Here is an 18,825-nt window from a genome sequence, read left to right as displayed (position 1 = left end):
GGCCCCGGGCATGAAACAACCCCCGGGACCGGCGCAGTGGGTCCCGGGGGCTGGCTAGGAAGCGACGAGGGTCAGATCCGGCGCAGGACCGCGACGACCTTGCCGAGGATGGTCGCCTCGTCGCCGGGGATCGGCTGGTAGGCGGCGTTGTGCGGGAGCAGCCAGACGTGCCCGTCCTCGCGCTTGAAGCGCTTGACGGTGGCCTCGCCGTCGAGCATCGCTGCCACGATGTCGCCGTTCTCGGCGACCGGCTGGCGGCGGACCGTGACCCAGTCGCCGTCGCAGATGGCGGCCTCGATCATCGAGTCGCCGACGACCTTGAGGACGAAGAGCTCGCCGTCGCCGACGAGCTGGCGGGGGAGGGGGAACACGTCCTCCACCGACTCCTCGGCGAGGATCGGGCCGCCGGCAGCGATCCGGCCGACCAGGGGGACGTACGAGGCGGCGGGCTTGCCGGTGGTGTCCGTCGGCTGCGAGCTGGGCTGGTCGGAGCCGCGGACCTCGTACGCCCGGGGGCGGTGCGGGTCCCGGCGCAGGAAGCCCTTGCGCTCCAGGGCCATCAGCTGGTGGGCGACGGACGAGGTGCTGGACAGGCCGACGGCCTGGCCGATCTCCCGCATCGACGGCGGGTAGCCGCGCCGCTGCACCGAGTCGCGAATGACCTCGATGACCCTCCGCTGCCGGTCCGTGAGCCCCGAGCTGTCGGCGCGGATGCCTGGAGGTCGGCCCGGCAGCGAGCGCGCGGGGCGTGCGGGCTCCGCCTCCGGGTTCAGACTTGCGTCGTTCATGGGATGCACCGGCTCGAGTCGGCTCTGGGAGCGGTTCTGGGCAGTGATGGTGGCACTGTCTGCGGTGGTGGTCACGTCGGCGGCCCCTCTCGAAATGTTCTCCCTAGCTGGACAACGGTAGTAGCTTTCGAAAGGTTGCGCCAAACACACGTTCGAGTGAAAAAACGCGGATCGTCCAACCTGGGCACATCGGGGGGTGTATGGACGATCGGTCCCGCCGAACGCGGGTTCGGACCGGCGCCCGCTGTTTACGGTACCCTTCCCGCTCGGATCGCCGCCTTCCGCTCCTGTGCCCAGTGTGGCACCGGAAAGGGCTCCGTCCGGGTACCGCGCCCAGCGACACGCGGGGCGAAGTAAATCCACCACAACCCAAGATCTAGTGGTTGGATGAGCGCTGCCGCCCAGAAGTTGTGGTCCCCGGTCCGCCGAGGTCCTCGACATCGCATATGCTGGTGGCTGCTTCGCGAGCCCCCGGCCAAGACCCGTCTCGGTCGTCCAGGGGCCCCGCGAGGTGATTCTGTCGTGCCAAGAGGGAGGGTGAGGGAACCATGCACTGCCCCTTCTGCAGGCACCCCGACAGCCGCGTCGTCGACAGCCGCACCACGGACGACGGCACGTCGATCCGCCGGCGCCGTCAGTGCCCCGACTGCTCCCGTCGTTTCACGACGGTGGAGACGGCCTCGCTGATGGTGATCAAGCGCAGCGGGGTGACCGAACCCTTCAGCCGTACCAAGGTCATCTCCGGCGTGCGCAAGGCGTGCCAGGGGCGGCCGGTCACCGAGGACGCCCTCGCCAAGCTCGGCCAGCGGGTCGAGGAGGCGGTGCGCGCCACCGGAAGCGCCGAGCTGACCACCCACGACGTGGGTCTGGCCATACTCGGCCCCTTGCAGGAGCTCGACCTGGTCGCGTACCTGCGGTTCGCGTCCGTTTACAAGGCGTTCGACACGCTCGAAGACTTCGAGACCGCCATCGCGGAACTCCGCGTGCAGCGGCCTCACCCCCAAGAGTGCGAGCCCGGGGGGACCGCTGCGGTCCCCGTGCCCGCCTCCGCCGCCGACTGACCGGGCGGCCGCAGTGCAGCGCGGCCGCCACCCGGGACAGCCAGGCGAAGAAACGTAGATACAAGACAGGCCGTGCCGCGGAATAACGCTGGCACTTTAGGGCGTTTTTGCCCGCATATGGGAGGAAGCGGCATGACAGAGACGGCGAGCGGCTCGGCACGAGGTTCCCGCGCCAAGGGGACCAAGACTGCCAAGAGCGGCCTTCGGATCGAGCGCATCCACACCACCCCCGGCGTGCACCCGTACGACGAGGTGAGCTGGGAGCGCCGTGACGTCGTCATGACCAACTGGCGTGACGGGTCGGTGAACTTCGAGCAGCGCGGCGTCGAGTTCCCCGACTTCTGGTCGGTCAACGCGGTCAACATCGTCACCAGCAAGTACTTCCGCGGAGCGGTCGGCACCCCGCAGCGCGAGACCGGTCTCAAGCAGCTGATCGACCGGATCGTGAAGACGTACACCAAGGCCGGCGAGGACTTCGACTACTTCTCGTCGCCCGCCGACGCGGAGATCTTCGAGCACGAGCTGACCTACGCCCTCCTGCACCAGATCTTCAGCTTCAACTCCCCGGTGTGGTTCAACGTCGGCACGCCCCAGCCGCAGCAGGTCTCCGCCTGCTTCATCCTCGCCGTCGACGACTCCATGGAGTCGATCCTCGACTGGTACAAGGAAGAGGGCATGATCTTCAAGGGCGGCTCCGGCGCCGGCCTGAACCTCTCCCGCATCCGCTCCTCCAAGGAGCTCCTCTCCTCCGGCGGCAACGCCTCCGGCCCGGTCTCCTTCATGCGCGGCGCCGACGCGTCCGCCGGAACGATCAAGTCGGGCGGCGCCACCCGCCGCGCGGCCAAGATGGTCGTCCTGGACGTGGACCACCCGGACGTCGAGGACTTCATCGCCACCAAGGTGAAGGAAGAGGAGAAGATCCGCGCCCTGCGCGACGCGGGCTTCGACATGGACCTGGGCGGCGACGACATCACGTCCGTCCAGTACCAGAACGCCAACAACTCCGTCCGCGTGAACGACGAGTTCATGACGGCCGTCGAGAACGGCACCGAGTTCGGCCTGCGCGCCCGCATGACCGGCGAGGTCATCGAGAAGGTCGACGCCAAGGCGCTCTTCCGCAAGCTGGCCGAGGCCGCGTGGGCCTGCGCCGACCCGGGCATCCAGTACGACGGCGTGATCAACAACTGGCACACCTGCCCCGAGTCCGGCCGCATCACCGCGTCCAACCCCTGCAGCGAGTACATGCACCTGGACAACACGTCCTGCAACCTCGCCTCGCTGAACCTGATGAAGTTCCTGAACGACGACGGCAAGGGCAACCAGTCCTTCGACGCCGAGCGCTTCGCCAAGGTCGTCGAGCTCGTCATTACCGCGATGGACATCTCCATCTGCTTCGCGGACTTCCCGACGCAGAAGATCGGCGAGAACACCCGAGCCTTCCGCCAGCTCGGCATCGGCTACGCCAACCTCGGCGCCCTGCTGATGGCGACCGGCCACGCGTACGACTCGGACGGCGGCCGCACCCTCGCCGCGTCGATCACCTCGCTGATGACCGGCACCGCGTACAAGCGCTCCGCCGAGCTCGCGGCCATCGTCGGCCCGTACGACGGCTACGCCCGCAACGCCGAGGCGCACAAGCGCGTCATGAAGCAGCACGCCGACGCCAACGCCGTCGCGCCGCGCACCGATGACCTGGACAACTCGATCTGGGCCGCGGCCACCGAGGCCTGGCAGGACGTCCTGCGCCTCGGCGAGAAGAACGGCTTCCGCAACTCCCAGGCCTCCGTCCTCGCGCCGACCGGCACCATCGGTCTCGCGATGTCCTGCGACACCACCGGTGTCGAGCCGGACCTGGCCCTGGTCAAGTTCAAGAAGCTCGTCGGCGGCGGCTCGATGCAGATCGTCAACGGCACCGTCCCGCAGGCCCTGCGCCGCCTGGGCTACCAGGAGGAGCAGATCGAGGCGATCGTCGCCCACATCGCCGAGCACGGCGTGGTCGTCGACGCCCCGGGCCTGAAGACCGAGCACTACTCGGTGTTCGACTGCGCGATGGGCGAGCGCTCCATCTCCGCGATGGGCCACGTCCGCATGATGGCCGCGATCCAGCCCTGGATCTCCGGCGCGATCTCGAAGACGGTCAACATGCCGGAGACGGCGACCGTCGAGGAGATCGAGGAGATCTACTTCGAGGCGTGGAAGATGGGCGTCAAGGCGCTCGCGATCTACCGCGACAACTGCAAGGTCGGCCAGCCCCTCTCCGCGAAGAAGAAGGAAGAGGAGAAGGAAGAGGTCACCGCCAAGGCGGAGGACACCATCCGCGCGGCGGTCGAGAAGGTCATCGAGTACCGCCCGGTCCGCAAGCGCCTCCCCAAGGGCCGCCCGGGCATCACCACCTCCTTCACGGTCGGTGGCGCCGAGGGCTACATGACCGCGAACTCCTACCCGGACGACGGCCTGGGCGAGGTCTTCCTGAAGATGTCCAAGCAGGGTTCGACCCTCGCGGGCATGATGGACGCCTTCTCGATCGCCGTCTCGGTCGGTCTGCAGTACGGCGTCCCGCTGGAGACGTACGTCTCGAAGTTCACGAACATGCGCTTCGAGCCGGCCGGCATGACGGACGACCCGGACGTGCGGATGGCGCAGTCGATCGTCGACTACATCTTCCGCCGCCTGGCGCTGGACTTCCTGCCCTTCGAGACCCGCTCGGCGCTCGGCATCCACACCGCCGAGGAGCGCCAGCGCCACCTGGACACCGGCTCGTACGAGCCGCTTGAGGACGACCTCGACACGGAGGCCCTGGCCCAGTCGGCGCCGCTGGCCGCCGTCCCGGCGGCCCCGAAGCCGGTCGCGGTCGCCGAGCCCCAGGCCCCGAAGACGGCGCACTCCAACGCCGAACTGGTCGAGATGCAGCTCGGCGTCTCCGCCGACGCCCCGCTCTGCTTCTCCTGCGGTACGAAGATGCAGCGCGCTGGCTCCTGCTACATCTGCGAGGGCTGCGGCTCGACCAGCGGCTGCAGCTGATGCGGGCCTAGCCCGCACAGGTAGCTGGACAGTAAGCGAAGGGGACCGGCCGCAGGCCGGTCCCCTTCGTCGACAGGGTTCTCGAAGGGGAGCGGGGGAGACATGTGGAGCGGTGACCAGCTGGATCTGGACGCCTATCTGGCGCGGATCGGATACGACGGACCGGTCGGGGAGGACGGGGAACTCCGGGCGGACCTCGCGACGTTGTACGGAGTGCACCGGGCCCACGTCGGTGCCATCGCCTTCGAGAACCTGGACGTGCTGCTCGGCCGCCCCGTCGAGCTGGACGTCAAGGCCTTGGAGGACAAGCTCGTGCACGGCCGCCGCGGCGGCTACTGCTACGAGCAGAACTCGCTGCTGGCCGCGGCCCTGGAGCGGATCGGCTTCGAGGTCTCCGGGCGCGGCGCCCGCAACCGCACCCGGGGTGACACCCTGCTCGCGGTGACGCACGCCGTCCTCGTCGTCACCGTCGAGGGTGAACCCTGGCTGTGCGACGCCGGGTTCGGCCACCAGGGCCCGCGCGAGCCCGTCCCGCTCGCGCGGCCCGGAGCCGAAGTGGTGCAGGGGGAGTGGACGTACGCCGTCCGCGAGGAGGACGAGGGGATCCTCGCGCTGTCCATGCTGCGCGAGGGCGCCTGGCGGGACCTGTACGCGTTCTCCCCGCAGCGCTACCACCCCGTCGACTACGTCCTGCTCAACCACTACAGCTCGTCCCACCCGCGCTCCGTCTTCGTCGCGCGGGTCGTCGTCCAGCACCCGGGCGACGGTGTCCACCACCCCGTTCGCCGGGCGCTCGTGGGGCGGGAGCTCACCCGGCTGCACCCTGACGGACGGGTCGAGCGGCGTTCGGCGGACCCCGACGAGCTGCTCGCGCTGCTCGACCGGGAGTTCGGGCTTCGGCTGTCCGAGCGGGATGCGGAGGAACTGGTGCGGATCAACCGCGCTGGGGACTGACCGGGGCCGCGCCGGGCCCGTACGATGGCGCGGTGCTGGTCAAGTGGATTCGCTGCACGGTGACGGACCGACGCGGGTTCGAGCGCGGGCAGCGCAAATGGGCGGGGCTGCCTGGCGAGCCGGGATTCCGGGGACAGGGCGGCGGTTGGAGCCGGGGGCGGCAGGGGGTCGCGCATGTCTTCGCGTTTTGGGAGAGCCGTTCCTTCTACGACTCCTTCATGGCCCGCTCGCACGATCGGCTGGCCGCGTCCCAGACCGGGACTTACACGAACGCGCGGGTCACGCTCTTCGACCACCGCTTCGACGTGAAGACCGGCTTCGAGCCGCGCTTCACCGACGCGGACGTCGTGCGGGTGGCCCACACCCGGGTGCGGGAGGGCCGCGTGGACCACTTCGCGCTCATGCAGGAGAAGGTGTGGAACCCGGCGATGGCCGGCTCGCCGGGGATGATCCGGGGTCTGTTCGGGGAGGCGCCGGGCCGGGAGTTCCTGGTGCTCTCCATGTGGCACGCCGCCGCCGAGCACGGCAAATACCGGCAGGAGCGGGTCGAGCGGCTCTCGCTGCGCGCCCAGACCGAGGCCGATGTGGAAGCCCTCACCGGGGACGTCGTCGACCTGGAACCGTCCTGGACGGTATGACCGTACGACGAGCGGCGGACCGACCGGCGAGCCCGGATGCTCGGCCCGCCGGCCGCCGCATAGGGTCGGGGGATGGCACGACCACGGCGCATCGTCCTAGTCCGGCACGGGGAATCGGAGGGCAATGCCGATGACACGGTGTACGAACGGGAGCCCGACCACGCCCTGCGGCTGACCCCCCTGGGCCGCGAGCAGGCCGCCGAAGCCGGCGTACGGCTGCGCGAGCTGTTCGGGGACGAGGCCATCAGCGCGTACGTCTCCCCCTACCGCCGCACCCTCCAGACGTTCCGGGAGCTGCGGCTGGACCCCACGCGGGTCCGGATGCGCGAGGAGCCGAGGCTGCGCGAGCAGGACTGGGGGAACTGGCAGGACCGGGACGACGTACGGCTGCAGAAGGCGTACCGCGACGCGTACGGGCACTTCTTCTACCGCTTCGCGCAGGGGGAGTCCGGCGCGGACGTGTACGACCGGGTCGGGTCCTTCCTGGAGAGCCTCTACCGGAGCTTCGAGGCCCCGGACCACCCGCAGAACGTCCTGCTGGTGACGCACGGGCTGACCATGCGGCTCTTCTGCATGCGCTGGTTCCACTGGTCGGTGGCGGAGTTCGAGGCCCTGTCCAATCCGGGGAACGGTGAATTCCGGGTGCTCCTGCTGGGCCCGGACGGCCGCTACCGCATGGACCGCCCGTTTGAGAGGTGGACCACACCGGAGCCTTATGACCTGGACGGCTAAACTGACGCGGGATGACCGCTGACTCCGATTCCGCAAGGCGCTACGCACGCGCCATGGCCAGCCTCCGCGGGCTGGCTCTGGGCGACGCCCTGGGCTCCCAGTACTTCGTCCCCGTGAACTACCCCCTCCTCAAGCGCCGCGAGCTGCCCGCCGGCACCGCGACCTGGCAGTGGACCGACGACACCGAGATGGCCTGCTCGGTGGTCGCCGTGCTCGCCGCGCACGGGCGCATCGACCAGGACGCCCTGGCGAGTTCCTTCGCCCACCACCACGACTTCGACCGCGGCTACGGACCCGCCGTGAACCGGATGCTCCGCCTCGTCCGGGAGGGCGAGGACTGGCGCACGCTGGCCGCCGAGCTGTTCAACGGGCAGGGCTCGTGGGGCAACGGTGCGGCCATGCGGATCGCTCCGCTGGGTGCGTGGTACGCCGACGATCCGGAGCAGGCCACGCACCAAGCGGAGATCTCCGCCTACACCACGCACCAGCACCGCGAGGCGGTGTGCGGGGCGATGGCCGTCGCGGCGGCGGCCGCGCTGGCGGCGGACCCGGCCGGTCCGCCGAAGGCCGGTGACCTGCTGGACGGGGTGATCGCGCTGGTCCCGCGCAGTGCCGTGGGCGCGGGGCTGCGGCGGGCGCGGGACATGCTGGACTACGGGGACGCGACGACGGTCGCGGCGGTGCTGGGCTGTGGCCGGCGTACGAGCGCGCACGACACCGTGCCGTTCGCCCTGTGGTCGGCGGCGCGGTCGCTGGACGACTACGAGCGGGCGTTCTGGACCACCGCGCAGGTGGGCGGGGACGTGGACACGACCTGCGCCATCGTCGGCGGGGTGCTGGGCGCGCGCGGAGACGCGGTGCTGCCGGCTGCCTGGCTGGCCCGTACGGAGGCCCTGCCGGCCTGGCTGCCGGAGACCGCGGCGGACACCCCCTAGGTCCACGACCGGCGGGTGACACGAGCCGTTCCGATTGTCACGGTCCTGCCACAGGGGTCTTCCTGCCGGGCTGAACCCGCACGTCACGGGCCTAGCCTGTCCGCGCTGCCGCCTCCGTCGTGACGACGCGGCCGGCCGACAGGGGAGGGGAACCCGATGCCAGAGAACACTGACGGCGCGCCCGGCGACGCGGCCGGAGGCCCGCCCGCCGACGCGCCCGTCGACCCGCCCACGGGGCCGGTCGCGGACACCGGCGCGGGAGCCGCGCCGGCGGGCGTCCCGGCGCAGGCCGCCGGCAGGCACGCGGGCGGGGCGGCGGGTGGCGCCGCGGGCGGGCCCGCGGGGGCGCCGCCCGGGTGGGACCCCAAGGCGTGGCAGGCCTACCAAGTCCGTCGGCAGCGGGCCGAGTCCGGGGCCTGGTCCATCGCACCGCTCGCCTGGGCCGAGGCCGCGCGCCCCGCCCGGACCGCACCCGTACCCACCGCCGTCCTGCTCGCCGCCGTGGCGGCCGGCCTCGCCTCCGGGTTGTTCCTCGGTGACGGTCTCGGCCCCGGCCTGCTGATCGCCGTCGTGCCCGCCATGGCCGGTGCGTACCTCGCCGCCCGGGCGGCCCGGCGACGCGCGCGGCCCTGGAGCGTGGCCTGGGCGGTCGGCTGCGCCGCCCTCCTCGCCGTACCTGCGCTACGCGACGCCGGCTGGCCGTCCACCCTCGCGTTGCTCGCCGCCGTCCTGCTCGGCGCGCTGGCCCTGCACGGCAGCCGCACCTGGCCCGGCGTCCTGCTCAGCCCGCTCGGCTTCGTCGACTCCACCGTGCTCGGTATCCGCTGGGCCTGGAACGGCCTGCGCTCGCGCGGCAGCGGGGTCGACCGCACCCGCTGGCTTCCCGTGGCCAAGGCCGCCGCCGTGGCCCTCGTCCTGCTGGTGCTCTTCGGCACGCTGTTCGCCTCCGCCGACGCGGCCTTCGCCGACCTGCTGGACGGGCTCACCCCGGAGATCTCCCTCGGCGACGGGCCGGTACGCCTCGTGCTCTTCGTGCTCGGAGCCGTACTCGCGCTCGCCGCCGCCCGCGCCGCCGCCGCGCCCTCGCGCTGGGACCGGATCCGGATCGCCCCCGGAAAGCCGCGCTCCCGCGTCGAATGGGCCTTGCCGCTCATCGTGCTCGACCTGCTCTTCGCCGGCTTCAACGCCGTCCAGCTGGCCGTCCTGTTCGGCGGCTACGACAAGGTCCTGGAGAGCACCGGACTCACGTACGCCGAGTACGCCCGCCAGGGCTTCTGGCAGCTGCTCTGGGCCACCCTGCTGACTCTTGCCGTGATCGCGCTCGCCCTGCGCTGGGCCCCGCGCGCCGGAGCCGGCGACCGGCGGTTCGTCCGCGTCGTCCTCGGCACGCTGTGCGCGCTGACCCTGGTCGTGGTCGCTTCCGCGCTGCGCCGGATGGACCTGTACGTGGACGCGTACGGGCTGACCCGGCTGCGCGTGTCGGTCGCCGCGATGGAGCTCTGGCTCGGGCTGGTCATCGTACTGATCATGGCCGCGGGCGTGTTCGGCGCCCGCTGGCTGCCGCGCGCGGTCGCAGCCGGCGCGGCCGCCGCCGTCCTGGCCTTCGGGCTGCTGTCCCCCGACGGGCTGGTCGCCGAGAAGAACGTGGCCCGCTTCGAGCAGGCCGGCAAGCTCGACCTGGCCTACTTCCAGTCCCTGTCGGCGGACGCCGTGCCCGCGTTGGACCGGCTGCCCGAACCCCGCCGCTCCTGCGCCCTGCGCGGGATCAACAACGAGCTGGCGGGCCGCGGCCAGGTGCCCTGGTACGCGATGAGCCTCGGCGAGTACCGGGCCCGGCAGATCCTCCGCGAGCGCCCGGTGACGGCCTCGTACGAGGTGTGCCGGAGCCTGGGCATCTTCCACAGCCGCACCGGGTAGCAGGCGGCGGCGTACGGGAACCGGGCGCGGGACCGCCTCTCCCGCGCCCGGGCCCCCGTACGCCGCGCCGCGCCGCGCGGCTCAGGCCGCCGGACCGGCCTGAGCGGCGGCGCCGTTCAGGGCCTCCAGGTCGCTCTTGCGCACGCGGATCACCAGCAGCGCGGTGGCCAGGGCGAGTCCGGCCATGGCGACGGCCGCGATGAAGGCGGTGGAGATGCCCTGGGTGAGGACGATGTCCCCCCAGGGGTCCGCCATCCGCTTGGTCTCGTTGAAGGCAGCCATCTGGTCGGGGTCCGCGTGTTCCATGAAGTCCGGCAGCTGCTTCGCGCCCTCGTTCCGGCTGGCCGTACCGAAGACGGTGACCAGGATGGACAGGCCGAGCGAGCCGCCCACCTGCTGGCTGGCGTTGAGCAGTCCGGAGGCGGCGCCCGCCTCCCGCTGGGCGACCCCGGAGACGGCGGTGAGGGTGAGGGTCACGAAGTTCAGGCCCATGCCGAAGCCGAAGAGCAGCATCGGACCGAGGACGCCGGAGACGTACGAGCTGTCGGTGCGGATGAAGGTCAGCCAGGTCAGGCCGATGCCGGTGAGGGCGGATCCGGCGACCATGAACGGCTTGGGGCCGAAGCGGGGCAGGAAGCGCTGCGAGAGCCCGGCGGCGGTGACGATCGCGACGGTCACGGGCAGGAAGCCGAGCCCGGACTGGATGGGGGAGAAGCCCAGCACGTTCTGTACGAACTGGACGATGAAGAAGAACATCCCGAACATCGCGGCGGCGAGGCCGAGCATGATCAGGTAGGTGCCGGCGCGGTTGCGGTCGGCGAACATCCGCAGCGGGATGATCGGATCGTGGGCCCGCGACTCGATGGCTGCGAAGAGCGTGAGCAGGACGACGGCCGCGGCGAAGGAGACGAGGGTGCCCCCGTCGCTCCAGCCGTCTTCGGACGCGCGGATGAACCCGTAGACGAGCGAGGCCATGCCGCCGGTGGAGGTGAGGGCCCCCGCGATGTCGAAGCGGCCCGGGTGGCGCTCGGACTCGGTGATGTAGAGCGGGGCGAGCACGGCGATCAGCAGGCCGATCGGCACGTTGACGAAGAGCACCCAGCGCCAGTCGAGCCACTCGGTCAGCATGCCGCCGGTCAGCAGGCCGATCGCGCCGCCGCCCGCGGAGACCGCGGCGAACACGCCGAACGCGCGGTTGCGCTCGGGGCCTTCGGCGAACGTCGTGGTGATCAGGGCGAGCGAGGTCGGCGAGGCGATCGCGCCGCCGACCCCCTGGAGGGCGCGGGCGGCCAGCAGTTGCCAGGGCTCCTCCGCGAGGCCGCCGAGCAGGGAGGCCGCCGTGAAGAGCAGGATGCCGGTCAGGAACACGCGGCGACGGCCGAGGATGTCGCCGGCCCGGCCGCCGAGCAGCAGGAGGCCGCCGAAGGCCAGGGTGTAGGCGCTGATCACCCAGGACAGGTCGGTGGTGGAGAAGGAGAGGGCGGTCTGGATGTGCGGGAGCGCGATGTTCACGATCGTCGCGTCGAGGACGACCATGAGCTGACAGGCGGCGATGACCGCGAGTGCCACGCCGGGCCGCCCTTCCCGGCGGGCCGCGCCCGGTATCCGGGGCGTGGCGAGTGGAGAGCTTTTCACCGAGGATCCCCCCATAGTGAAATAGTGAACGCAGCCGTTCACTGCGGCACCACGGTAGGAGCCCCGGTTAGTGAACGCAACCGTTCACTAAGACTGAAAATGCGTGCGAGGGGCGCGTGGATCGGTCGGAGGTAGAGGTGATGGTGGGTTCGCGCTGGTCAGTGGCGTCGCCGGGCCGCAGGCGCGGTCCGGAACTCGAACGGGCGATCCTCGACGCGGCGTTGGAGCAGCTGAGCACGGTCGGCTGGAACGCGCTCACCATGGAGGGCGTCGCGGCCGGTGCGCACACCGGCAAGGCGGCGGTCTACCGTCGGTGGCCGTCGAAGGCCGACCTGGTGGCCGAGGTGCTGCGGGCGGGGCTGCCGCCGATCGGGGAGATCGCCGACGGCGGATCGGTCCGGGGGGACTTCCTCCGGTTGTGTGTGCGGATGCGTGACGTGATGCAGTCGCGTGCCGGCCAGGCGCTGCGGGCGGTACTTCACGAATGCGACCACGCCCATGCCGGCCGGTTCCAAGAGGTGGTCCGGGCCGGGTTGCACGAGCCCGCCCACCGCTTGATCAGGGAGCTTGTGCAGCGCGGGATCGAGCGGGGCGACGTACGGCCGGATGCGGCGAGTCCGTTCGTCGCCGACGTCATTCCGGCCATGATGATGTACCGCGCGAAGGTGTGCGGGAGCGAATGGACGGATGCGGACATCACGGAAATGATCGACCAGGTGATGGTGCCGCTGCTCAGGGCGTGAGATGCCGTACGGACTCCGCCCGGGGCGGGGTGTGCACGCGGCCCGGGGCGGCGTAACCTTGCTGGCGCCATGCCGTACGAAGCACCCACCCACACCGTCGAACGCTCCCTCCGTGCAACCACCGGCGCCAGGGTCATCGCCGGGGTCGACGAAGTCGGACGAGGGGCCTGGGCCGGTCCCGTCACCGTGTGCGCGGCGATCACCGGTCTGCGCCGGCCGCCCGCAGGTCTCACCGACTCCAAACTGCTCACCCAGAAACGACGCGACGCGCTCCTCGACGTCCTGGAGGGCTGGGTCACCGCGTACGCGCTGGGACACGCCTCCCCCGAGGAGATCGACGCACTCGGGATGACGGCCGCCCTGCGGCTCGCCGCGGAGCGCGCCCTGGTGGCGTTGCCCGTGCGGCCCGACGCGGTGATCCTCGACGGCAAGCACGACTATCTCGGCCCGCCCTGGCGGGTCCGTACGGTCATCAAGGGCGACCAGTCCTGCGTCGCCGTGGCCGCCGCCTCGGTGATCGCCAAGGTGAGGCGCGACCGGATGATGGCCGAGCTCGGCCAACAGGGCGGCGGATGCGCTGAGTTCGCCTTCGGCGACAACGCCGGATACCCCTCGCCGGTGCACCGGGCCGCGCTTGAGGAGCTGGGGCCCACCCCGTACCACCGGCTCTCGTGGTCGTACCTCGACGGACTGCCCCGGTGGCGCCACCTCAAGAAGGTGCGGCGCAGCGAGGAGGCGGCGGAGCTGGAAAACGGAGGCCAACTCGGCTTCGATTTCTGATCGCACCCACGTGCCACCCACCGGTACGTTTCGTACCGGTGTTTGATAGACATCAACTCATGCCTCTCACCCCCGAGGAGCCTCAGATTCACGAGAGTGCCCAGGGTCCCCGCGTCACGCCGGCCGCGAGCCGCACCGCGCAGACCCCCCGCCCCGTACCTGGTCCGCGTCCCGCCGCCGTCCCGCGGCCCGGGCGCCCCGGTCCCTCCCCCGCGGCGGCGAGCCGTACGGGCGGGGCTCCCAGGCCCGCACCGCCCGCGCAGCGTGCGCCGCAGGCCACCCCTGGACCCGTAGCCCCCGCCGCACCGTCCGTCTCCGCGGCGGTGCCCCAGATCCAGCTGATCCCGGCCTCCGCCGAGGGTGCGCTGGACGCGGCCGAAGAGGCCGTCGACCTGCTGCTCGACACCGGGCGCGCGCCCGGCGACATCCTGGTGCTCACCACCGGCGACCCGCACCCGTGGGCCGCGCACGAGCTGTCCTTCGGCGAGGCCGCGTACTGGGCCCTGCACGACGCCGGGGACGACGTCTTCTACGCGGACGCGGCGCAGGCCGAGCGCGCCGCGGGCCGTCCCGTCGTGGTCTTCGCGGCCAACGGCGGACCGGCCGGGGCGACCGCCACCACCCTGCCGACCGCGCTCGCGCGGGCCGGCGCACTGCTGATCGTGTGCGGCGACCCGAAGCAGATCAACTCCGTGCTGGGCAAGGGCGTCTGACGCCCCGTACCCGGCGCGGGCAAGGGGCGGGGCCGGTCGCACCGGCCCCGCTGAAGCCCGAGGCATGACCTGCCGTACGCCCGATCCAGGGTGTACGGCCGCGAGGGCTGCCCGCGTCCGGGCCGGCGTACGGGTGGGTGCCGCGGGCTGCGGCGCACGGCGGGCTGCGGCGCACGGCCGGGTTCGGCGCCGCGGCCCTCAGCGCGCGGCGGTACGGCGCCGCAGGACCTCGGTCGCGCCGCCGCCGGTGCGCAGGGTGACCGGCGGGAATTCGGCCACGCTGTCGCCGAGGCGCTCCGGCCGCGAGTCGGAGCTGGGATGCCGGCCGCCCCGGCCCTCGCCCAGCACCTGCCAGCCGCCGCGGGTCAGCGTGATGTACGCGCCGCAGCGCAGCCCGTGCAGGGTGCAGGCGTCCCGCAGCCCCCACATCCAGGCGCCGTCCTCCTCGGTCCACCGCTCGTCGCCCTCGCGGCAGTACAGCAGCACCGCGGTCCGCACCGGTGTCCGGCGCCGAAGGTCGTGCGGGATGACCCGGCGCAGCGCGGCGAGCAGGGCGTTGCGGTACTCCCAGCCGTCGGCCGAGGCCGAGCGGCGGTCGAACGAGGCGCTCGCGACGAGACGCTCCTCGGGGCCGAGTACGGCGATCACCGCGGTGGAGGGCGACGGGCCGTGCCGGGAGTGCAGCCCGTGGACGACCTCGCGCGGATTGCGCAGCAGGGGGATGCCCGCCGCGGTCCATTCGGCGGGTTCCACCAGTCTGCCGTGCCGGCTGGCGCCGCCGGCTGCCGTTGTCAGTGACGACGTCGAGGGCGGGGCGAATCCGAAGGCCACGGTCCTCCCTTCGGGTACACGCCCGCAGACGGGCACAGCTGTCGTACGGGCGCGCCGCAGCGAGGCCCGAAAGAGCGCCGTCGAGCCGTGCGGGAGCAGTCCGATTCTCGCGTGGCCCGTGAGCATGCGGCAACGAGCAATTGGCGCCGCCGACCGGAATTCGCCGGTATGCCGTTCATATCCTTGCCCCGTCGGGGCGAAGATGACTCATTCGACTGACGGAAGCGCCAGTACCAGCGGAAACACCCCTTCGAGGGCAAGTCGAGGGCGGGCGGAGCGCGCGTCCGATCCGCGGACGGTCCGCGACGATCTTCTCACGCTGGGTGAATTGGCCGATTGTCCGTGCCATCCGGTTGCATGGGGGCATGGACAACCTGGAGCTCCGCACCGAAGCCGACGCCATCCTCGCCGAGCTCGTCGGCGCCCCGGGGAGCGGGGCGCGGCTGCGGGAGGACCAGTGGCAGGCCGTGGCCGCCCTGGTGGAGGAGCGCCGGCGGGCCCTGGTGGTGCAGCGCACCGGCTGGGGCAAGTCGGCGGTGTACTTCGTCGCCACCGCGCTGCTGCGCCGCCGCGGCTCCGGGCCCACGGTGATCATCTCGCCGCTGCTGGCGCTGATGCGCAACCAGGTCGAGGCGGCGGCGCGGGCCGGCATCCAGGCGCGCACCATCAACTCGGCCAACCCGGAGGAGTGGGACGCCATCTACGGCGAGGTCGAGCGCGGCGAGACCGACGTGCTCCTCGTCAGCCCCGAACGCCTCAACTCCGTGGACTTCCGCGAGCAGGTCCTGCCCAAGCTCGCGGCCACGACCGGTCTGCTCGTGGTCGACGAGGCCCACTGCATCTCCGACTGGGGCCACGACTTCCGCCCCGACTACCGGCGGCTGCGGGCCATGCTCGCCGAGCTCGCCCCCGGCGTCCCGGTCCTGGCCACCACCGCGACCGCCAACGCCCGGGTGACCGCGGACGTGGCGGAGCAGCTGGGCACGGGGGCCGGCGAGGCCCTGGTGCTGCGCGGCCCGCTGGACCGCGAGAGCCTGCGCCTGGGCGTGGTCGAGCTGCCGGACGCCGCGCACCGGCTGGCCTGGCTCGCCGAGCACCTGGACGAGCTGCCCGGCTCGGGGATCATCTACACGCTGACGGTGGCCGCGGCCGAGGAGGCCGCCGCCTTCCTGCGCCAGCGCGGCTTCCCGGTGGCCTCGTACACGGGCAAGACGGAGAACGCCGACCGCCTGCAGGCCGAGGACGACCTCCAGGCGAACCGGGTCAAGGCGCTGGTCGCGACCTCGGCGCTGGGCATGGGCTTCGACAAGCCCGACCTGGGCTTCGTGATCCACCTCGGCTCGCCGTCCTCGCCGATCGCGTACTACCAGCAGGTCGGCCGTGCCGGGCGAGGTGTGGAGCACGCCGAGGTCCTGCTGCTGCCGGGCAAGGAGGACGAGGCCATTTGGCGCTACTTCGCCGATACGGCCTTCCCGCCCGAGTCCCAGGTACGGCAGACCCTGTCGGCCCTCGCCGACGCGGGACGGCCGCTGTCCGTGCCCGCGCTGGAAGCGGCCGTCGAACTCCGGCGCACCCGGCTGGAGACCATGCTCAAGGTGCTCGACGTCGACGGAGCGGTCAAGCGGGTCAAGGGCGGCTGGAGCTCCACCGGCCGCGAGTGGACGTACGACTCCGAGCGGTACGCCTGGGTCGCCCGGCAGCGGGCCGCGGAGCAGCAGGCGATGCGCGACTACGTGAGCACGTCCGGGTGCCGGATGGAGTTCCTGCGCCGGCAGCTGGACGACGAGGGGGCGGCCCCGTGCGGCCGGTGCGACAACTGCGCGGGCTCCTGGGCCGATTCCTCCGTGTCGGCGGAGACCCTGACCGGCGCGGCGAGGGAACTGGAGCGCCCGGGGGTGGAGGTGGAGCCGCGCCGGATGTGGCCGACCGGCATGGCGGCCCTGGGTGTCAACGTCAAGGGACGCATTCCGGCCGGGGAGCAGTGCTCCACCGGGCGGGCCCTGGGCCGGCTCTCGGACATCGGCTGGGGCAACCGGCTGCGCCCGCTGCTCGCCGAGAACGCCCCCGACGGGCCGGTCCCCGAAGACGTCCTGCACGCCGCGGTGGCCGTGCTCGCCGACTGGGCGCGCTCCGCGGGCGGCTGGGCCCCCGGTGTCCCGGACGCCGGCGAGCGGCCCGTGGGCGTCGTCGCCGTGCCCTCCCTCGCCCGCCCGCGGCTCGTCGGCTCCCTCGCGGAGGGGATCGCGAGCATCGGCCGCCTCCCCTACCTGGGCACCTTGACGTACACCGGGCCGGGTGGCGCGCATACGGCACGGCGCAGCAACTCCGCCCAGCGGCTCAGGGCGCTGTCCGGCTCGTTCGCCGTCTCGGAGGAACTGGCCGCCGCCCTGGCGCAGTCGCCCGGTCCGGTCCTGCTCGTGGACGACTACTCGGACTCCGGCTGGACCCTGGCGGTGGCCGCCCGACTGCTCCGCCAGGCGGGCAGCGGCCAGGTGCTCCCGCTGATCCTCGCGACGGCCGGCTGAACCGGACGAGACGGATTCCGAGACCGGCCGGCTCCGGAATCCGACGGCTGCGACACCGTGTCAAGGTGGAGCCCGAACCTGTGGAAGTTGAACTCTCAAGAGTTATCCACAGGGCTTTCGGGATCTGATCGTCCGCGGGACCGTCGGGGCATGACGAACGACCGCGAATCACGCACCCCGTCCGACCGGCCCGCCATCAGTCCGTCCGGAGCTGCCCTCGACCCCCGGATCACCCTGCGCAGCCCGGCCGAACTGGCCGACGCGCTGCCCTACATGCTCGGCTTCCATCCGACCGACTCCCTCGTCATGGTCACCGTGCACGGCGAGGGCGGGCGCTTCGGCGGCCGGCTCCGCGTCGGCATTCCCACGGCCCCGGCCGAATGGGAGGACACCGCCCGGCAGGTCGCCGACTGCCTGATCCGGGGCAGTGAGCGGCGCGGTGCCAAGCCAGACGGCATCGTCGTCTTCCTCTGCCAGGACCCGGCGCAGGGCGAGAGCGGGCAGCGGGTCATGACCCGGCTGCGGCCGCTGGCCCAGCGCATCCGGCTCGCCTGCGGCGCCCTCGACGTGCCCGTGATGGAGGCGCTGTGCATCTCCGCCGGCCGCTACTGGTCCTACTGCTGTCCCGACGAGCGGTGCTGCCCCGCCGAGGGCAGTCCGCTGGCCGCGACCGGCACCTCGGTGATGGCGGCGACCGCCACCTTCGCCGGACTCCAGGTCCGCGGCTCCCTCCGGGAGATCGAGGGCCGGCTGGTACCGCCGCGCGGGGGTGCGGCGGCGGAGATGGAGCGGGCCTTGGACCGGGCGGCCGCCGTCCTCGTGCCGAAGATCCTCGACGGGGCCACCCGGGAGGAGGTCGGCGCGGAGACGGTCACGCTGGCCCGCACCCTGATGCAGCGGATGACCCTCGCCCCGCCCGTGGACGGCGGACCGGGAGCCGACGACTGGGACGACGCGCTGCTCGGCCACGACGAGGCCGCCACCGTCATCCTCGGCCTCCAGGACCGTGAGATCCGGGATGTCGCCGCCGAGTGGATGGAGGGCGAGGAGGCGGCCCCGGCCCTGCGGTTGTGGCGGGCGCTGGCCCGCCGCTGCGTCGGGGCCTACGGCGAGCACGCGGCGGCCCCGCTCACCCTCGCGGGCTGGGTCTCGTGGTCCACCGGGGACGAGCCGACGGCCCGGATCGCCCTGGCGCTGGCCCTGCGGGCCGACGCCGACTACCGCTTCGCCCAGCTGCTCCACCACGCCTGCAACGAGGGCATCGACCCGGAGGGACTGAGGGCCTGCCTGCGGGAGGAGCGGCGGCGCCGGGAACCGCGCCGCAAGCGCGCCGCGGCCACCACCCGCCCTCCGGGCCGCCGGGAGGCGCAGCCCCGCCGGGAGCCCCGCCGCACCGCGGGGAGCGACCAGTGAGCGCGGACCGGCGCCGGGGCGCGGGGAGTTCCTTGCGGCGGGTCCGGGACACCGCCGTCACCGCCCTTCGGCGCACGCTCGGTCACCGGCACGGCCCAGTACGGGCGCAGCCGCCACCGGGGCCCGTGACCCGGGCGGG

The 18,825-nt window shown here is 72.4% G+C and carries 15 protein-coding genes; 12 read left to right on the top strand and 3 right to left on the bottom strand.

The genetic code is table 11. The features are described from left to right. Window positions 1–71: 71 nt before the first annotated feature. Window positions 72–863 (bottom strand): transcriptional repressor LexA, encoded by a 792-nt coding sequence (gene lexA / locus ACIBAD_RS14755; RefSeq protein ID WP_030154280.1) that lies wholly within the window; start codon window positions 861–863, stop codon window positions 72–74. 473 nt (window positions 864–1,336) lie between these two features. Between lexA and nrdR the strand changes: the two genes are divergently transcribed. From nrdR to ACIBAD_RS14720, 7 genes are all read left to right on the top strand, one after another. Beyond that, window positions 1,337–1,849 carry a transcriptional regulator NrdR gene (gene nrdR / locus ACIBAD_RS14750; protein WP_398906822.1) on the top strand — a complete coding sequence of 171 codons (513 nt, stop codon included), beginning with the start codon at window positions 1,337–1,339 and terminating at the stop codon, window positions 1,847–1,849. Window positions 1,850–1,981: 132 nt separating this feature from the next. Continuing rightward, complete coding sequence (locus tag ACIBAD_RS14745) at window positions 1,982–4,870, top strand: vitamin B12-dependent ribonucleotide reductase (protein WP_134070615.1); 2,889 nt, start codon at window positions 1,982–1,984, stop codon at window positions 4,868–4,870. Window positions 4,871–4,972: 102 nt separating this feature from the next. Next, entirely contained in the window at window positions 4,973–5,824 is an 852-nt protein-coding gene (locus ACIBAD_RS14740; RefSeq protein ID WP_398906819.1) for an arylamine N-acetyltransferase, read from the top strand. Between the two features lie 32 nt (window positions 5,825–5,856). Further along, window positions 5,857–6,462: a YdbC family protein gene (locus ACIBAD_RS14735; RefSeq protein WP_030859610.1), complete on the top strand. Its 606-nt coding sequence runs from the start codon at window positions 5,857–5,859 to the stop codon at window positions 6,460–6,462. Window positions 6,463–6,534: 72 nt separating this feature from the next. Then, the gene (locus ACIBAD_RS14730; protein ID WP_398906817.1) at window positions 6,535–7,194 is read left to right on the top strand and encodes a histidine phosphatase family protein; all 660 of its coding nucleotides are present in this window, start codon (window positions 6,535–6,537) and stop codon (window positions 7,192–7,194) included. Window positions 7,195–7,205: 11 nt separating this feature from the next. Beyond that, on the top strand, window positions 7,206–8,129 hold the full coding sequence (locus ACIBAD_RS14725) for an ADP-ribosylglycohydrolase family protein (protein WP_134070609.1): 924 nt from the start codon (window positions 7,206–7,208) through the stop codon (window positions 8,127–8,129). A gap of 156 nt (window positions 8,130–8,285) precedes the next feature. Then, the gene (locus ACIBAD_RS14720) at window positions 8,286–10,046 is read left to right on the top strand and encodes a DUF4173 domain-containing protein (RefSeq protein WP_398906814.1); all 1,761 of its coding nucleotides are present in this window, start codon (window positions 8,286–8,288) and stop codon (window positions 10,044–10,046) included. Between the two features lie 81 nt (window positions 10,047–10,127). Here ACIBAD_RS14720 and ACIBAD_RS14715 read toward each other — a convergent pair whose 3' ends face one another. Continuing rightward, window positions 10,128–11,681: an MFS transporter gene (locus ACIBAD_RS14715; protein ID WP_134070605.1), complete on the bottom strand. Its 1,554-nt coding sequence runs from the start codon at window positions 11,679–11,681 to the stop codon at window positions 10,128–10,130. 140 nt (window positions 11,682–11,821) lie between these two features. Between ACIBAD_RS14715 and ACIBAD_RS14710 the strand changes: the two genes are divergently transcribed. From ACIBAD_RS14710 to ACIBAD_RS14700, 3 genes are all read left to right on the top strand, one after another. Continuing rightward, on the top strand, window positions 11,822–12,424 hold the full coding sequence (locus ACIBAD_RS14710; RefSeq protein ID WP_134070603.1) for a TetR/AcrR family transcriptional regulator: 603 nt from the start codon (window positions 11,822–11,824) through the stop codon (window positions 12,422–12,424). Window positions 12,425–12,493: 69 nt separating this feature from the next. Continuing rightward, window positions 12,494–13,204 (top strand): ribonuclease HII, encoded by a 711-nt coding sequence (locus ACIBAD_RS14705; RefSeq protein WP_134070601.1) that lies wholly within the window; start codon window positions 12,494–12,496, stop codon window positions 13,202–13,204. Window positions 13,205–13,263: 59 nt separating this feature from the next. After that, window positions 13,264–13,917 (top strand): hypothetical protein, encoded by a 654-nt coding sequence (locus ACIBAD_RS14700; protein WP_398906811.1) that lies wholly within the window; start codon window positions 13,264–13,266, stop codon window positions 13,915–13,917. A gap of 198 nt (window positions 13,918–14,115) precedes the next feature. Here ACIBAD_RS14700 and ACIBAD_RS14695 read toward each other — a convergent pair whose 3' ends face one another. Next, on the bottom strand, window positions 14,116–14,748 hold the full coding sequence (locus ACIBAD_RS14695; RefSeq protein ID WP_134070599.1) for a hypothetical protein: 633 nt from the start codon (window positions 14,746–14,748) through the stop codon (window positions 14,116–14,118). 365 nt (window positions 14,749–15,113) lie between these two features. Here ACIBAD_RS14695 and ACIBAD_RS14690 point away from each other — a divergent pair, with 365 nt between their 5' ends. Together ACIBAD_RS14690 and ACIBAD_RS14685 are read left to right on the top strand one after the other, a co-directional pair. Then, window positions 15,114–17,273 (top strand): RecQ family ATP-dependent DNA helicase, encoded by a 2,160-nt coding sequence (locus ACIBAD_RS14690; protein ID WP_134070597.1) that lies wholly within the window; start codon window positions 15,114–15,116, stop codon window positions 17,271–17,273. 150 nt (window positions 17,274–17,423) lie between these two features. Further along, window positions 17,424–18,686 carry a DUF4192 domain-containing protein gene (locus ACIBAD_RS14685; protein ID WP_398906808.1) on the top strand — a complete coding sequence of 421 codons (1,263 nt, stop codon included), beginning with the start codon at window positions 17,424–17,426 and terminating at the stop codon, window positions 18,684–18,686. Window positions 18,687–18,825: the final 139 nt, after the last annotated feature.

The sequence above is a fragment of the Streptomyces sp. NPDC051109 genome (genome assembly GCF_044455885.1).
Taxonomy (GTDB): domain Bacteria; phylum Actinomycetota; class Actinomycetes; order Streptomycetales; family Streptomycetaceae; genus Streptomyces.
The sequence above is the reverse complement of the archived record's forward strand: the minus strand, read 5'-3'. Positions and strand labels throughout refer to the sequence as shown.

Bases quoted from the DNA above. Each gene is read 5' to 3' on its own strand.
- ACIBAD_RS14700 (WP_398906811.1), top strand. From the start codon at position 13,264: ATGCCTCTCACCCCCGAGGAGCCTCAGATTCACGAGAGTGCCCAGGGT.
- ACIBAD_RS14720 (WP_398906814.1), top strand. From the start codon at position 8,286: ATGCCAGAGAACACTGACGGCGCGCCCGGCGACGCGGCCGGAGGCCCG.
- ACIBAD_RS14685 (WP_398906808.1), top strand. From the start codon at position 17,424: ATGACGAACGACCGCGAATCACGCACCCCGTCCGACCGGCCCGCCATC.
- ACIBAD_RS14690 (WP_134070597.1), top strand. From the start codon at position 15,114: ATGGACAACCTGGAGCTCCGCACCGAAGCCGACGCCATCCTCGCCGAG.
- ACIBAD_RS14745 (WP_134070615.1), top strand. From the start codon at position 1,982: ATGACAGAGACGGCGAGCGGCTCGGCACGAGGTTCCCGCGCCAAGGGG.
- ACIBAD_RS14725 (WP_134070609.1), top strand. From the start codon at position 7,206: ATGACCGCTGACTCCGATTCCGCAAGGCGCTACGCACGCGCCATGGCC.
- ACIBAD_RS14710 (WP_134070603.1), top strand. From the start codon at position 11,822: ATGGTGGGTTCGCGCTGGTCAGTGGCGTCGCCGGGCCGCAGGCGCGGT.
- ACIBAD_RS14705 (WP_134070601.1), top strand. From the start codon at position 12,494: ATGCCGTACGAAGCACCCACCCACACCGTCGAACGCTCCCTCCGTGCA.
- ACIBAD_RS14730 (WP_398906817.1), top strand. From the start codon at position 6,535: ATGGCACGACCACGGCGCATCGTCCTAGTCCGGCACGGGGAATCGGAG.
- ACIBAD_RS14740 (WP_398906819.1), top strand. From the start codon at position 4,973: ATGTGGAGCGGTGACCAGCTGGATCTGGACGCCTATCTGGCGCGGATC.
- nrdR (WP_398906822.1), top strand. From the start codon at position 1,337: ATGCACTGCCCCTTCTGCAGGCACCCCGACAGCCGCGTCGTCGACAGC.